A 14,454-nucleotide genomic window follows, 5' to 3' on the forward strand; every position below is an offset into this window, starting at 1 on the left:
ACCCCAGCCGGGTACGCCAAAATCCTCAGCTCCCAGCCGGCAGAGAATTCGGTCTGGCACCGCTTTACTCCGGCGCCTGCACCATGGTTGAACCACGCTCACGGATGGAGTACCACCCTGTTATCCGTGCTCCGGTGCCTCGAGCTCTCGCCTATGACCTGGCCCCTCCCTGGCGTCTCCAGGACCCCATAGGCAACTTCTTTGGGGCACACCCAAGGGCGTCCACGCCCTTTTTCCACACCGCGGGCGCGATTTCAGCCCCCACCAGTACCGTTTCGACTGCGGGGATATAGGTAGCACGCGAACTGCACCTGAGACAGATACAATTTCGACAAATCAGATACGGTACAGATGAACAAGCCCAAATATCAAGATATTGAAGAGCACATCCTCGAACTCATCGCCACGCGGACCATCGGGCCCGGTGACCGGCTCCCTTCGCTTCGCGAACTCAAACGCCAGACCCGAAGCAGTATCGCCACGGTCACGAGGGCCTACGAGGAACTCGAACGCAAACAGATCATCGAATCCCGTCCCCGCTCCGGGTATTTTGTCCTTGACCACGTCCAGGAATTGCCCCCGCCTCCAGCGCCACCCCGCCCGGATCTGGCCTCACGCCCCGCCACCCGCAATCAGCTGATACGGGAGGTCCTCAAGGGAGTCGGCAACAAGGATCTCATCCCCTTGAGTATCATCTGTCCCGATGAACGGTTGCTGCCCACCGCCGCGCTGCACCGCTGCCTGGGCCGTGTCTGTCGCGACCATCCCCATAGCGCGGTCGCCTACGAACAAGTGGAGGGCAACGCCGGACTGCGCAAACAGATTTGTCTGCACGCCATGGAAGCCGGGATCGCGGTCCATCCCGACGAGATTCTCGTCACCACCGGTGCCATGGAGGCCCTGTCCATTGCCATCAGGAGCTTGACCACTCCTGGCGACAATGTCCTCATCCAATCCCCGACCTACTTCTGTTTTCTCCAGTTATTGGAAAACTGCGGCTTGCGGACCGTTGAGATCCCCTCCCATCCCGAACACGGCGTCAATCCGGCCGATCTGCGCCGGGCTGTAGACCGTTTCGACATCACCGCCTGCATCCTGGCGCCCAACTACAACAACCCCGACGGCGGACAGACCCCGGAGGCGGCCCAGCGGGAGATTGTCGACATTCTGGCCCGACGGCGAGTGCCGCTGATCGAAGACGACGTCGCTGGCGACCTGTTCTTCGGCTCCAGGCGGCCGCATTGCTACAAGGCGGCGGACGCAGAAGGCCTGGTGCTTTCCTGCGGGTCCTTTTCCAAAACCCTTTCGCCAGGCTACCGAGTCGGCTGGCTCATGCCCGGTCGTTTCTTGGCCAAGGCCTACGAGATCAAGGCCACCTCAAACATCTCCTCAGCAACCCCAACGCAGATGGCGGTCGCCGACTATCTGCGTTCCGGCCATTTCGACCGTCATCTGCGCCGTTTGCGCCAGGCTTTGTCGCGCCAGATGCAATCCGTGCAATGGGCTGTGGGGCGGTATTTCCCTGCCGGCACGCGCATGACCCACCCCCGCGGCGGCAGTGTCCTCTGGGTGGAATTGCCTGGAGACATCGATGCCGTCGATTTTTTTGCCCGGGCAGTCGCAAACGGGATCAGTATCGCTCCGGGTCCGATCTTTTCCACCCAGGACAATTTCAGCCATTTCATCCGCTTGAGTTGCGGCGGCGTCTGGGACGCAACCATCGAGCACGGGTTGCAGCGCCTTGGTGACCTCGCCCGGGCCGCCCAATAAACGGTTCCTGGATGGATAACAGATCGTGATACCGCCTATCACGAGAATTCATTAGCCAAAAAGCGGGAACAGACGGTAGGCATGCCTCTGGATTTCTTCCGGACCGATACGTGGTCCGGTTCACGGAATCCTTCTTAGGTTTGGGTGAGCCGGGTCAGAAACGGGAACCGACCAGCCAGCGGTTTCCGTTTCTGAAGACCCGGCGCAGATAGCGTCGGGATCGATCCCGTCCATCGCCCGAAGTTGCAACCATAATCCAGGAGGCAAAGCATGCGCTTGCGTAATCTCATCGGTGTTCTCGTCGCTCTTTTTCTCGTTTGTCCGGCCGTAGCCCAGGCCCAGCCTGAAGTAGAACTCGCCTACGTGGAATGGGCGGAAACCGTGGCCAGCACCAACGTGGTCCAAACCGTTCTGGAAGATATGGGCTATGATGTCGAGATCACACCAGTGAGTGCCGCCGCCATGTGGCAGGCCACCGCCACCGGCGACGTCGACGGATTCACCGGCGGCTGGCTGCCTGTCACTCAAGGCGAATACCATGAAAAACTCAAGGACGAGGTCGAAGTCATCAACAAAAACCTCAATGGCGCCAAAATCGGACTGGCCGTTCCGGAATACGTCGAGATCGACAGCATCGCCGAACTCAACGCCAATGCCGAGAAATTCCGGGAAGAAATCATCGGCATCGACCCTGGCGCCGGCATCATGGGCAAGGCAGAAAAAGCCCTGGACCAATACAACATGGACAACATGGAACTCGTTGCCGGTAGCGGCGCGACCATGACCGCCGTGCTCAAGAACCGCTATGAGGAAAAAGAGCCGGTTGTGGTCACCGCCTGGACCCCGCACTGGATGTTCAGCCGCTGGGATCTGAAATATCTCAAGGATCCCAAGGGCACTTTTGGTCAAGCCGAATACATCGCCACCGTGGTGCGTCCGGAACTGAAAAACGATATGCCCAAAGTCTACAACTTCCTCAAAAACTTTGAATGGACCCTGGACGAATGCCAGCAGGTCATGCTCTGGATTGAGGATTCCACTCCGGAAGAAGCGGCCGAACGCTGGGTGGAAGAGAATCCGGAAAAGGTCAAAGCCTGGAAGCAGGGCGCCTAACGCGGACACCTGACTGACAATACCTATTCCAGCCTGGGACGGCCCTCGCAGCCAGACAAAAGACCCGCCTTGCAAGGCGGGTCTTTTGGTATCCAACCAAAGCTCGACGCCGGCATCCCTCCCCGTTAACCAATAACTGGTGCCTGATACCTGCCCCCTCCCTCCTCAATTCTCTTGTCTTCCTCAACACTTACAACCCTCAACTGAACACTCCCTCCTTTTTTCCTATGCACGCATTGACTTATGCTCATAAGAGCCGTAATCATGATGCATCTATAAATTCAGTGGGATAGGAGGAAGGTATGCACTCACGATTGAGCAAGATCGCGCTCATGGCCTTCGGGGTTTGCCTCTGGGCCGGCATTGGGGTGGCCGGAGCCCAGGAGACTCCGGCGAACGACCAAGTCTTTGAACTCGGGGAGATCGTTGTCTCCAGCCCGGCCTCCCAGGTCGAAGCCGCTGGCAGCGTCGATGTCATCACCGCCGCGGACATCAAAGAGGACAATGCCCGAACCCTGGACGAAGCCCTGGATCTCGTCCCTGGCATCTATGTCCGCCGTGGCAAGAAGGGCGTCCCGCGGATCGACATGCGCGGCATGCGCACCCGGCAGATTGAGCTGCTTCTCAACGGCATCCCCATCAATTCCAGTTACGACAATCAGTTTGACCCCAGTTTCATTCCGGTCGAGAACATCGCCCGGATCAAGGTCACCCGCGGGGCCGGTTCGGTCCTTTACGGCTCCGGGGGCAACGCCGGGGTGATCAATATCATTACCAAACGCGGCGCCGAGGGCGTCCACGGTTCGCTCAACGGCGAAGCCGCCCAGGGCGACGCCTACCTCGGCCGCGGCACCCTGTCCGCGCGCAATGAAAACGGCAACATCTTCATCAGTGGCAGCACCTACAACCAGGAATACTTTCCCCTGGCCGACGGCGCGGACGTCGATTCCCGTCTCGAAGGCGGTGACGAGCGGGAAAACAGCGACCGCGAAAGCAGCCACCTCTTTACCAGCATGGAACTCACGCCCACGGACCAAACCACCCTGGCCCTGAACCTGGAAATGCAGCAGGGCGAATACGGCCGACCCCATGAAGTCCTGGTCGATGAATTCACGGACAAAAAATACGAAAATGACGACCCCACACGACTCACCTTCGAGCGGGTCACTGACCGCTCCAGCATCGGCGGCCAACTCGCCCTGAGCCATGACCTCTCCGGGCCGCTTTCCTTCAAGACCTGGGGGTACGCCACCCAACTCGAGCAGACCGTGGATCGCTTCGACGACAAGACCTACACGACCCAGGACAAAGGGCGGCACACGGAAAGCACCACCTCGCGCTACGGGTTGGCCGGCCAGGTGGCCCTGGATCTCCACCGTCTCGGCGTGGCCACCCTCGCTGCCTCTGCAGAGCAGGGGAATTGGGACAGCCGGGAGGAGAAGTATGAAAAAGGGGCCATTGATGAACTCAATGAAATAGACAAGAACAACAACATCTATTCCACCTCCTTGCAGTACGAGGTCGCCCCGACCAATGCCCTCGGTCTTGTCGCCGGTGCGGGCTGGCACCAACAGGAAAAGCACAACGGCAGTACCGGAGCCGACTTCAGTTACCAACTCGGCGGTCACTACGATCTGACCGCAACCACTCGCCTCAAGGCCAACCACGCCCGGAAAATCCGCTTTCCCTCCCTGCGTCGCCTGTATGAGGGCGATGACGCCAACCCGGACCTGGAAGCCGAAGTCACCTGGCACTACGAGGCTGGCGTGGAACAGGATATCCCCGGGTGGCAGACCAAGCTCGGCCTGACCCTCTTTCACATCGACGCCGAAGATTTTATCGAAAAAATTGGGGATGAACCCTATAAAAACCAGGACAAATACCGCTTCCAGGGCATCGAGGCGACCCTGGCCAACGAATCCGTGGACAATCTCCGCCTGGAGGCGGCCTACACCTACCTCCAATCGGAAAACCGCTCCGACGAAAGAGATTCGGACAAACTCCAGAACCGCCCGGAAAACAAGGTTTCGCTGAAGGCGACCTACACCTGCCCCTGGGACCTCAAAATCTCAGGCTCCTACCTCTATGTGGGCGAGCGGTACGACTTTTCCAAGGATGAAGACAGTCCTGGCAAGACCATCACCCTCGACCCTTACCAGGTCGTCAACCTCAAGCTGTCCAAGCCCCTGCCGAAGACCGGGTGGGAATTCTATGCCGGTGTGGACAACCTCTTTGACGAGGCCTACGCCGAGAACTACGCTTTGCCCCGTCCCGGACGCACCGTGTACGGCGGTGTGGAATACAGCTTCTAGACCAGATGCGCCCCTGCCTTTTTCGCGAAAAAGGCAGGGGCGCTTTTCCCGTCCCCGCAAATCACAACCCCTGGCAGCCCATGACCGCGTCCACGCCCCTTTTACACACTGAACGCCTCGGGCTGCGTGCCACACCGGACAGCCCCTTTTTTGTGCAGGACGTCGCCCTGACCATTCCTGGTGGTGAATGCCATATCGTTTCCGGCCCCACCGGCAGCGGCAAATCCACGCTCTTGCAGGCGGCAGCGGGACTGCTGCCCGATGCCTGCCTCCAGGGGCGTATCCAAGTCGCTGATCCCCGTCCGGCGGTCATTCTCCAAAACCCGGAAACGCAGCTCCTGGCCGCCACGATCGGAGGAGAATGCGCCTTTTATCTTGAAAACCTCGGCTGGGATCTAGAGGTCATGCAGCGAACAGTTCGTTTGGCTCTCGATGGTGTGGGCCTGACCCAGTCCCTGTCCACGCCGACCCGCAGCCTTTCTATGGGGCAGAAATACCGCCTGCTCCTGGCCGCCTTCCTGGCCGCCGCGCCCCGACTGCTCTTGATCGACGAAGCAGGGACTCAACTCGATGCCCCGGGTCGGGAGCACTTGGCCGTCCACATTCAGCGGCACACCCAAAACGGCGGCAGTGCCGTGCTTTTCGAACAGCATCCCGGGGTTCTGGCTTCAGTGGCCGATGGGTATTGGCGCCTGGAAAACGGAACGCTCTGTGCCGCAGACAAACCGCCCTCTGCGCCGCCGCTCCAGCCGAATGCCGCCCCCTCTCCAGGCTCGACGCCCCCGCTTTTGACCTGCACCGGCCTGACTCTGGCTCCCCAAGGGTGTCCTCCCCTTGTCCAAGACGGCGATCTCAGTCTGCACAGCGGGGAACTCGTTTTGCTGACCGGGGCCAACGGTGCCGGCAAATCGACGCTCCTGCAGACTTTGGCCGGATTCGGTCGGCCTCAGGCGGGCCGGATCTTTTTCAAAGGCCAGCCTCCCAGGCCGGACCAGACACGCGGCAAGATAGGGCTGGTTCTCCAAAATCCGGAACGGCAATTCTTTGAGACCACTATCCGCGAAGAAATGCTTTTTGCCTTGAAACGGCTCGGGATTCCGGCTCCGGAACGTACCCGGCGGGCCCAAAGGTGGCTGGCTCGCATCGGCCTGCAGGACAGGCAGGAAATTCCCCCGTTTGCCTTAAGCTACGGGCAAAAACGGCTGCTCGCCCTGGCCACCACCCTGGCCTTTGCCCCGGAAGTTGTCCTTCTCGACGACCCCGGTGCCGGCCTCGACACCGCCTATCAGCGCACGATCCTCGAGCTTCTGGACCAGGAACGGTCCGATAACGGACTGGGCGTGATCTGGACCGCGCACGATATGCCCTTTACCGCGGCTGAGAACGCCTACACCCATATACGTATTCAGGGAGGCCGTCTTGTCCGCGCCAACTGATCCCATTCACAACCACTTTGCGGCCCCGGGCACGGCCCCCCTTCTCCGGGCCGGGCTCCAGCTGCTCATCGCTACCGCTCTGGCCGGCTTTGCTTTGCTTTCCCGTTCCTGGTTTTTGGTGGCTGTTTGCGCGGGATGCGAAGCCGTCTTTCTCCTGGTCTGCCGGCCGCGACTGCGGGACGTTGCCCGCAAATTCTGGATTTTCGGCCCCCAATTTGTGCTTATTGTCGGCCTGTATATACTCCGCCTCGGGCCAAGCCCGGGAGTTATCAGCGAAGGCGCCAGGGTCGCCCTCCAGATCTGGCTCGCTTTTCTCCCCGGAATCGTGCTTTACCACAGTCTGTCCTGGGCTCAGGCCAGGCGTTTGGCGCATCTGCTCCTGCCACAGCAGACCGCCTTCGCCCTGTGCACCGCAGTGACGTTTGTGCCCATGCTCCTGCGGGAATGCCGTGAAATCTACCGGGTTCAACTCCTGCGCGGCGCCCGGCTCCGACCAAAGGACATGCTCTCCCCGGCCGGATGGCGGGATCTGGCGCACAGCTTGCTGTTTCCTACTGTTTTCCAATGCCTGAAAACAGCCCACGAACTCGCTCTGGCCGCCAGACTCCGCGGTTTTCCAGGGCCGGCACGCAAACGGATCTGGCCGTATGATTAGACGCACTCACTCTGTAGATTCGCTGCAAAACGCCCTTTTTTTGGGGTTTTGCGCCGTATTGATTGTGGCAGCCAAGCTCTTTTTCCGCTGGCATCTGAACATTTCCGGCCATTCCATGTTCTTTATCGCCTTTTTCCTGCTCCTGGCCAAAGCTGTGGTCCCGAAACGGTGGGCCGCGTCCACCGTCGGGCTCTGGGCCGGACTCATGGTCGTGGTTCTGGGGTTAGGCAAAGGGGGGCCGCTTCAACTGACCAAATACCTTTTCCCTGCCCTGGCCGTGGATTTCGGAGGCACGCTTGTGCCGCGCTGGGCCGGGTCGGTGTGGGGATGCGCCCTGCTCGGGCTCGCTGCCGGGGCAGGGAAATTTCTGGCCAACGTCTTTATCGACTGGCTGGTGGGTATGGATATGGGGGTGCTTTTGCTCCACGCAACGATCAAAGCTGTGGGAGGACTCTTTTTTGCCGTCCTCGGCAGCCTTCTGGTCCCGCCGGTTCTCAAACGATTGCGGGCCCACGGGCTACTTCCTGTTTTCAAATAACGCGAGGAGAATGGTATGAAGTGCTACATTGGATTCGACGACACCGACACCCTGCATTCGGACCTCGGTACCGGCAAATACGCCCGCTATTTTGCCCAGAGCATCCAGGCGGATTTCCCGGTCACCGGTGTCGTGCGGCAGCAATTCCCTCAGTTACCGGATATCCCGTTTACGACCCACAACAGCTCCGCCTGTGTCATTGTCGAGGTCGAGAGCACGGCAGATGTCGATCGGCTCAGAGAAGCGGCTGTGGGCCATATCCAGAACTATTTCCAGGACGGCAGTGATCCCGGACTTTGTCTCGCGTGTGAAACGAACCGCTGCGCGGATATCGAAAACTTCGGCCGTCTTTGCAGTTCGCGCATTGTTTCCCAGGACGAGGCCTATGCCATCGCCCGCCCGATCCACCTCTCCGGGCACGGCGGCACCAATGACGGCATCATCGGGGCCCTGGCCGGGGTCGGACTGACCATGTCCGGCTGGGGGGGCAGCTTCATCGATTTCGGTGACATCCGCTCTCTGCCGCCGGAGATTCCCATCGGCGAGCTGCGGCGGCGCGGCATCGAACCGGTGGCCGCCGTCCGTAAGGGATTAGTCCCGCACGACGACCAATACGTGGACACCAGCTATGGTATCCGTCCCCGGCTCTGGGGTGGGCGTCCAGTGCTTTTGCTACTGCAAAAGGACGACTTCAATTGGATCCCCTCGGACCGGCGCAAGAAAGGGCCTTTTGTCCAGGATCTCAACTAATGAGCACAATGTGTGGCGAGCCTGCCCCGCCCTGGAAAGGAGTGCCGTCAAAAGGTGACGCTATTGCAAAGAATTTTTGACGGCCTGTCAGACCCGATAAAATGTTTTGACCTTGGCGATCAGCTGGCTTTCAATAACTCTGTCGCATGGTTCGACCGCCAACAGCTTGCCCTGCTGGTCCTTGTGCTTGTCCATTTCGTTTTTCAGTTCCCGCTTGGCCTCTCCCGGCCCGAGCAAGTAGACCTGCTCCGCTTTCCGGATCTCCTTGAGAACGTTCTGGTAATAGGCGCGGTATTGGTGCCTCCGCCGGCCTTGGGCCTTTTTTTCCTGGGAAATGGATTGGGGGACTCCGGTGCCGGACCCTTTCCACCCCTCTGAGGGATTCACGTTGCTCTCCGCATTGGACTCCAGGCGTTTGATGCGCACATCCCCGTTGTCTACGACTACCATGACCGCCTCTCGATGGTCGATCCAGATACCGAGTTTTCTGGCCATAGCCCCCTCCTTTTCAGTCTCAAGGACCTCAGCGCCCGGCGTGCCGATGCGCTGATCCAAGCATTGCCTAGGGCAGTCTGTGAGAAAACAGACTCTCAACCCAAGCGTACTCGAAAAAGGACACGGACGGCAATACCATCGCCTATGATGAGAGCGATCCACCCTCAAACTGGCCTGGGGAAAAAAGGCTCTTCGTCACAGGGCATGGAATTTCAGACGCAAAAGTTTGCCGTCTCTTCTGCGTGCTTCGAGCGAAAGGCCCGCACATTTTCTTGGTCCCGCCAAAAGGGGGAAACCGGACCGCGAACGGAATGCTCCCAGGCGGATTCCGATGCAACAAGGGCCATCTTCGACACCTGGAGTTCTGTTCCACTTGAGAGTCCGGAGGGGGCAAGGATCCCCCTTTGGCGGGATTGAGAAAATACCGGGCCGAAAGTGGGCACACAGAAGAGACGGCAAACTCCAAAAATCCACAGGATCCGTCAAAGAACCGGAAAAAAAGGCTTGCCAAGCCGGAACATCCCACGTAAAAGAATTCTCTTTGCCGCTCTCCAAGTGCCCGGCACTTCTTTTGCCTGCTTCCTGCCGCGTGTTCTACCACGCCTCGACGATCCTGCATGAGTTCCCGCTGATCACTTGTACCGCACCCGCATAGGGCCGCGCCTGCTCCTTTGGCGTGGGCGCATCTGTGTGTTCGACTGCACGTTTGGATTTTCCGGCCGCTATCCAACGCAGTGGTGATGAGACCGGCGTCGGTCCCGTCCATCATGGACAAGGACCGGGGGCATCCCCACACGATACCAGTCACCGCGGCCAACACGTTTTTCAGAAGGAACTTCAATGCATTTCGATGCCTTTTCACTGCACGAGAAAATTACCACAGGCATTGCCGCCTGCGGCTTCACCCAGCCGACCCCCATCCAGGCCCAGGCCCTGCCCCTGGCCCTGGAAGGCAAAGATGTTTTGGGGCTCGCCCAAACCGGCACCGGCAAGACTGCCGCGTTTGTCCTGCCCATTTTACAGCGGCTCATGAGCGGCCCCCGTCGCCGCGTCCGCGCCCTTATTGTTTCCCCGACCCGTGAACTCGCCGAACAGACGGTCCAGGTCTGCAACCAGCTCGGCCGCCACACCGGCCTCAAGGCCGCTGCCGTCTACGGCGGCGTGGGCAAAAAGCCGCAGGTCGACAAAATCCGCTCCGGCGCCGAAATCATCGTCGCCTGCCCGGGTCGCCTGCTCGACCACCTGACCGACCGCAGTTTCAACCTCAAACAGGTCGAAATGCTGGTTTTGGATGAAGCTGACCGGATGTTCGACATGGGTTTTCTGCCCGATATCCACCGTATTCTGAGCTACTTGCCTGCACAACGCCAGAACATGCTCTTCTCGGCCACCATGCCTGCGGACATCCGGGCTCTGACCGAAAAACTCCTGGTCGATCCGGCCGAAGTCCGTATTGACCACGAAAAGCCTTCGGCCAACATTTCGCAGGCCCTGTATCCGGTTGAGGCACAGCACAAGACACCCATGCTGCTCAAAATCCTGGAAGACGAGCCGGACGCTTTGACCCTGGTTTTCACCAAGACCAAGCACGGCGCCCGGAAGTTGGCCCAGAAACTGAAGGCCAGCGGATATAAAGCCGCGGATCTCCACGGCAACCTCTCCCAGGCCCAACGGCGCACCGCCATGGCCGGGTTTCGCTCTGGCCGGTTCACGATCCTCGTGGCCACGGACATTGCCGCCCGGGGTATTGATGTCGAGCGCATTGCCCGGGTCATCAACTTCGACATGCCGGACACCGCGGAAAATTATACCCACCGTATCGGCCGCACCGGGCGTATCGATCGCTCCGGCTTGGCCATGAGCCTGATCGCCAGAGGCGACATGCACCTCGTCCGGGCCATTGAGCGCAATCTGGGCAAACGTCTGGAACGCAAGACGATCGATCAGATGGAACATCTGGCTCCGCCCGAACTCATGCGGACCTCAAGCAAGCACAAAAAGCCCGAAGGACCGCGCCGCTCTGGCCGCCGCCCGAGCCAGCACCGCCGCTAATATTCGAATCGACGGATCGATTCCAGTCGACATAAAATCCCCCCGGGCCCATTTTCAGGGCCCGGGGGGATTTTTCTATTTCCCGTAACTCTGCCTTGAGCAGAGGCCGTCTGAAAAAGCGATGGCAGCTACCCTGCTGAGGCCGAATCCGGCAAAAGCTCGGCTACAGCCCGGGCCAGTCTGGCGTATCCCGCTGCATTGGGATGGATCATATCGCTTTTTTGTCCCGGCGTGGCAAGAATCGCGTCAAGCGCATCGAGTTCAGCCGGAAGATCGAATTCTTCGGCCAACTCGCCGTACAGCGGATGAGTGGAAAGGCCCAAGTCAAAGCGGGGAACCCCGAGAAGGACCACCCGTGCGCCTGCTCCACGGATCTGGTGGATCATGGCCCGGAGGTGCTTTTTGAGTTCGGCAGTGGACCGATTCTGCAGGAGATCATTTCCGCCATGACACAGGAGGACCACATCCGGCTCATACCGCTGCAAGACCCGGGGCAGGCGCTGGAGTCCCTCTCTGGAGAGTTCGCCGGGAACGCCGGCGTTGTGCACAGTGTATCCGGTCAATTGCGCCAAAACGGAAGGGTATGAAGCCCCCTGCGGGGCACCGGTGCCTGCGGTCAGACTGTTGCCAAAGGCGACCAGCACGGCGTCCGGGGGGCAAAGCGTCGATCCGCTGGTCAGTGCCGCATCCCAAAACGATTCCCAACAGGGGCACGAGCCCTACCATACCAATACATTTCCAGAAACGTGTCTGATTGAACACCACATACCCTCACAGACTTGCGCGAGCCTCCCAACCGGGGAGCATGGCCTCTGCCAGTCTTCCGGCAAATCCGAGGAGCCTGCTGTCCACCGTCGGGAGCCCCTCGCGTCAGGCGGTGCCAGTCTGTCTACAACTGAGTTGTTTGCACAAACAGACCGCTGATGCCGGACACAAGGTTTGAAACTCTTCGGTATACGCCACACAATCCGGCACAGCCAAGCGCTCGGTCGGTTGATACCCGAGGTTGCGGAAAAACGAGTCCGCGGTCAGGGTCAGGAGGTACAACTCGGAGACGCCCTTGCGTTCGGCGTGGACTTCCAATCCCCGAACTAATTGTTTGCCCACCCCGCATCCCTGGCAATCGGGAGCGACCGCCAAGGCCCGGAGCAATCCGACCTCTCCCAGGACCTGCATACCGACCACGCCCCGCACATGCTGTTTCTCGTCCAAGGCGATCAGAAAATCTTGGAGCATATCCGTAGTCAGATCCGAGGTATGCAGTCCTGCCGAGGCCACCAGAGAGAGCGCTTCCCTGGTTTTCCCAGCAGGCATTTGGACAATACTGACATCCATAACCAACTCCTCCTCAAGCCGCTCGACTCATCATGTGTGGTGATCAGTGCCTGAGCATGAACACAAGAACGTTGCCGGCTCCTGGCAACAGCCTGATCACTCTCTATCGTATCTCAAGGTATACAGAAGGGATAAATTTTGTCCACCCCGGCTGATTCCACTGCACCCGCTTCTTTCGAATCTGGCTCGTGAATACTGTTTTCGTGTCACGCGCTCGGTTTGCATGGCGATCCAAGGTGGGAAAACGTGACCACCTGCGCGACTCCTCCGGGTGCCGAAAGACCTGCAACCGTCCCCTGCTGCAAAAAAAAAGCGGGGTGCCGCTTGACACCCCGCTGTAGACCTCCGGCTCCTGCCGGCTATTTCTTATTGTTAAAATAATTCCGGGTCTCTTTGACAATAACCGGTGTCAGGACCAACAGAGCGATCAGGTTGGGGAAGGCCATCAGTCCGTTGAAGACATCGGCCAGGGCCCAGACCAGATCGAGCTTGAGAACCGCGCCCACACCGACGAAAATAACGAACAGCACCCGATAGGGTACAATGGATTTTTCCCCCAGCAGGTATTCAATCGATTTTTCGCCGTAGTAGCACCAGCCCAGGATGGTGGAGTAGGCAAAAAGGATCAGGCCGAGGGTGACGATCAGCTCCCCGCCCGGCATTCCAGCGCCAAAGGCCTGGCTCGTCAGGGCCGCACCGTTTTCACCGCTGGACCACAATCCGGTAATGACCAGAACCAGTCCAGTCATGGTACACACGATAATGGTATCGATAAAAGTTTGGGTCATCGACACCAGGGCCTGGGTTACGGGGTGTTTGGTCTGGGCCGCCGCAGCCGCGATAGGGGCGCTGCCGAGACCGGATTCATTGGAGAACACACCGCGGGCCACACCCATGCGGATGGTCAGCATGATCGAGGCACCGACAAAACCGCCGGTTGTCGCGGTCGGGCTCAGGGCGTGCTTGAAAATCAGCGCGAAGGCCGCCGGCACCTGGGCCACATTGAGCAGAATAATCAACAGCGCTCCGCCCATATAGAAAACAACCATGATCGGCACCAGGACCGATGTCACCCGGGCGATACTCTTGATCCCGCCCAGAATAACAGCCGCGGTGGCGAGCATGAGCACGATACCGGTGGCTATGTGGGGGACCTGGAAGGTCGAATTCAAGGCATCGGCCATAGAGTTGGACTGGACCATGTTGCCAATACCGAACGCTGCCACGGCCGCAAACAGGGCGAACAAAACACCGAGCCATTTCCAGCCCAGGCCGCGCTCGATATAGTACATGGGACCACCGCTCATCTGGCCGCGAGCGTCCACAATGCGGTATTTGACCGCCAGGACAGCCTCAGCATACTTGGTGGCCATCCCGACCAGACCGGTGATCCACATCCAGAACAACGCTCCGGGACCGCCGATAGCCACCGCTGTAGCCACACCGGCGATATTCCCGGTCCCGACAGTGGCGGACAAGGCCGTCATCAGGGCCTGAAAGTGGCTGATGTCCCCTTCTTCAGCCCCCTCTTCCTTACGTTTGATCAGCGCCAGATACAGCGAGTGCCACAATTTCGAAAATTGCAAGCCTCTCAAGCACAGGGTCAGCCACGCCCCTGTGCCCACCAGAAGGATCAGCAACGGCGGCCCCCAAACATATCCGCTGAGCGTGCTGAAAAACGATAGTAATGCGTCCATACCCCCTCCTCGACTGGAAAAAGATGAAAACCGATACACCTGTAGCCACAGCTGCGAGGTTAGGCTGAAAATGACATGCCAACAGGGCCATTGCCATATAAACGGGGCGGGAGAACCCGCCAGCCCTGGTGGCCTGTTCTGGGATGGTCATCCGGGGCATTCCGACGAGGAGAGGAAAACGGACCAGACTCAAGACAGAGACAACGTGGCCCGGGAGGCGTCTGGTCAACCTCGGTTGGGCCTGATGACGAAAGACGGTCCGCTCAGGGGACATACGCGCCGGAGTATGGCGTCGCGAGTG

Annotated in this window: 12 protein-coding genes; 8 read left to right on the forward strand and 4 right to left on the reverse strand. The window is 59.4% G+C overall.

All coding sequences use genetic code 11. From position 1 onward, the window contains the following. The first annotated feature begins 351 nt into the window (after positions 1-351). From DRET_RS07355 to DRET_RS07385, 7 genes are all read left to right on the forward strand, one after another. Entirely contained in the window at positions 352-1,770 is a 1,419-nt protein-coding gene (locus DRET_RS07355; RefSeq protein WP_015751905.1) for an aminotransferase-like domain-containing protein, read from the forward strand. Positions 1,771-2,040: 270 nt separating this feature from the next. After that, positions 2,041-2,883: a glycine betaine ABC transporter substrate-binding protein gene (locus DRET_RS07360; protein ID WP_015751906.1), complete on the forward strand. Its 843-nt coding sequence runs from the start codon at positions 2,041-2,043 to the stop codon at positions 2,881-2,883. Between the two features lie 302 nt (positions 2,884-3,185). After that, positions 3,186-5,195, forward strand: a complete 2,010-nt coding sequence (locus DRET_RS07365; protein ID WP_015751907.1) for a TonB-dependent receptor plug domain-containing protein — start codon at positions 3,186-3,188, stop codon at positions 5,193-5,195. Positions 5,196-5,275: 80 nt separating this feature from the next. Further along, the gene (locus DRET_RS07370) at positions 5,276-6,631 is read left to right on the forward strand and encodes an ABC transporter ATP-binding protein (RefSeq protein ID WP_167317794.1); all 1,356 of its coding nucleotides are present in this window, start codon (positions 5,276-5,278) and stop codon (positions 6,629-6,631) included. Then, positions 6,615-7,286 carry an energy-coupling factor transporter transmembrane component T family protein gene (locus DRET_RS07375; RefSeq protein ID WP_015751909.1) on the forward strand — a complete coding sequence of 224 codons (672 nt, stop codon included), beginning with the start codon at positions 6,615-6,617 and terminating at the stop codon, positions 7,284-7,286. Before DRET_RS07370 ends, DRET_RS07375 begins: the two co-directional genes overlap by 17 nt. Next, on the forward strand, positions 7,279-7,824 hold the full coding sequence (locus DRET_RS07380; protein ID WP_015751910.1) for a hypothetical protein: 546 nt from the start codon (positions 7,279-7,281) through the stop codon (positions 7,822-7,824). The genes DRET_RS07375 and DRET_RS07380 overlap by 8 nt, the downstream gene beginning before the upstream one ends. A gap of 15 nt (positions 7,825-7,839) precedes the next feature. Then, on the forward strand, positions 7,840-8,574 hold the full coding sequence (locus DRET_RS07385; protein WP_015751911.1) for a hypothetical protein: 735 nt from the start codon (positions 7,840-7,842) through the stop codon (positions 8,572-8,574). A gap of 87 nt (positions 8,575-8,661) precedes the next feature. Here DRET_RS07385 and DRET_RS07390 read toward each other — a convergent pair whose 3' ends face one another. Continuing rightward, positions 8,662-9,069 carry a hypothetical protein gene (locus tag DRET_RS07390; protein ID WP_015751912.1) on the reverse strand — a complete coding sequence of 136 codons (408 nt, stop codon included), beginning with the start codon at positions 9,067-9,069 and terminating at the stop codon, positions 8,662-8,664. Positions 9,070-9,909: 840 nt separating this feature from the next. Between DRET_RS07390 and DRET_RS07395 the strand changes: the two genes are divergently transcribed. After that, on the forward strand, positions 9,910-11,121 hold the full coding sequence (locus DRET_RS07395) for a DEAD/DEAH box helicase (RefSeq protein ID WP_015751914.1): 1,212 nt from the start codon (positions 9,910-9,912) through the stop codon (positions 11,119-11,121). Between the two features lie 128 nt (positions 11,122-11,249). Here the strand turns inward: DRET_RS07395 and DRET_RS07400 are convergent, their stop codons facing one another. The 3 genes from DRET_RS07400 to DRET_RS07410 form a co-directional block, all read right to left on the reverse strand. Beyond that, positions 11,250-11,765, reverse strand: coding sequence for an arylesterase (locus tag DRET_RS07400; protein WP_052293284.1), 516 nt, complete (start codon positions 11,763-11,765; stop codon positions 11,250-11,252). 226 nt (positions 11,766-11,991) lie between these two features. Then, complete coding sequence (gene arsN2, locus DRET_RS07405) at positions 11,992-12,456, reverse strand: arsenic resistance N-acetyltransferase ArsN2 (protein WP_015751915.1); 465 nt, start codon at positions 12,454-12,456, stop codon at positions 11,992-11,994. A 359-nt stretch (positions 12,457-12,815) separates the two neighbouring features. Next, the gene (locus DRET_RS07410) at positions 12,816-14,153 is read right to left on the reverse strand and encodes an alanine/glycine:cation symporter family protein (RefSeq protein WP_015751916.1); all 1,338 of its coding nucleotides are present in this window, start codon (positions 14,151-14,153) and stop codon (positions 12,816-12,818) included. Positions 14,154-14,454 lie beyond the last annotated feature (301 nt).

Source organism: Desulfohalobium retbaense DSM 5692 (assembly GCF_000024325.1).
GTDB lineage: Bacteria > Desulfobacterota > Desulfovibrionia > Desulfovibrionales > Desulfohalobiaceae > Desulfohalobium > Desulfohalobium retbaense.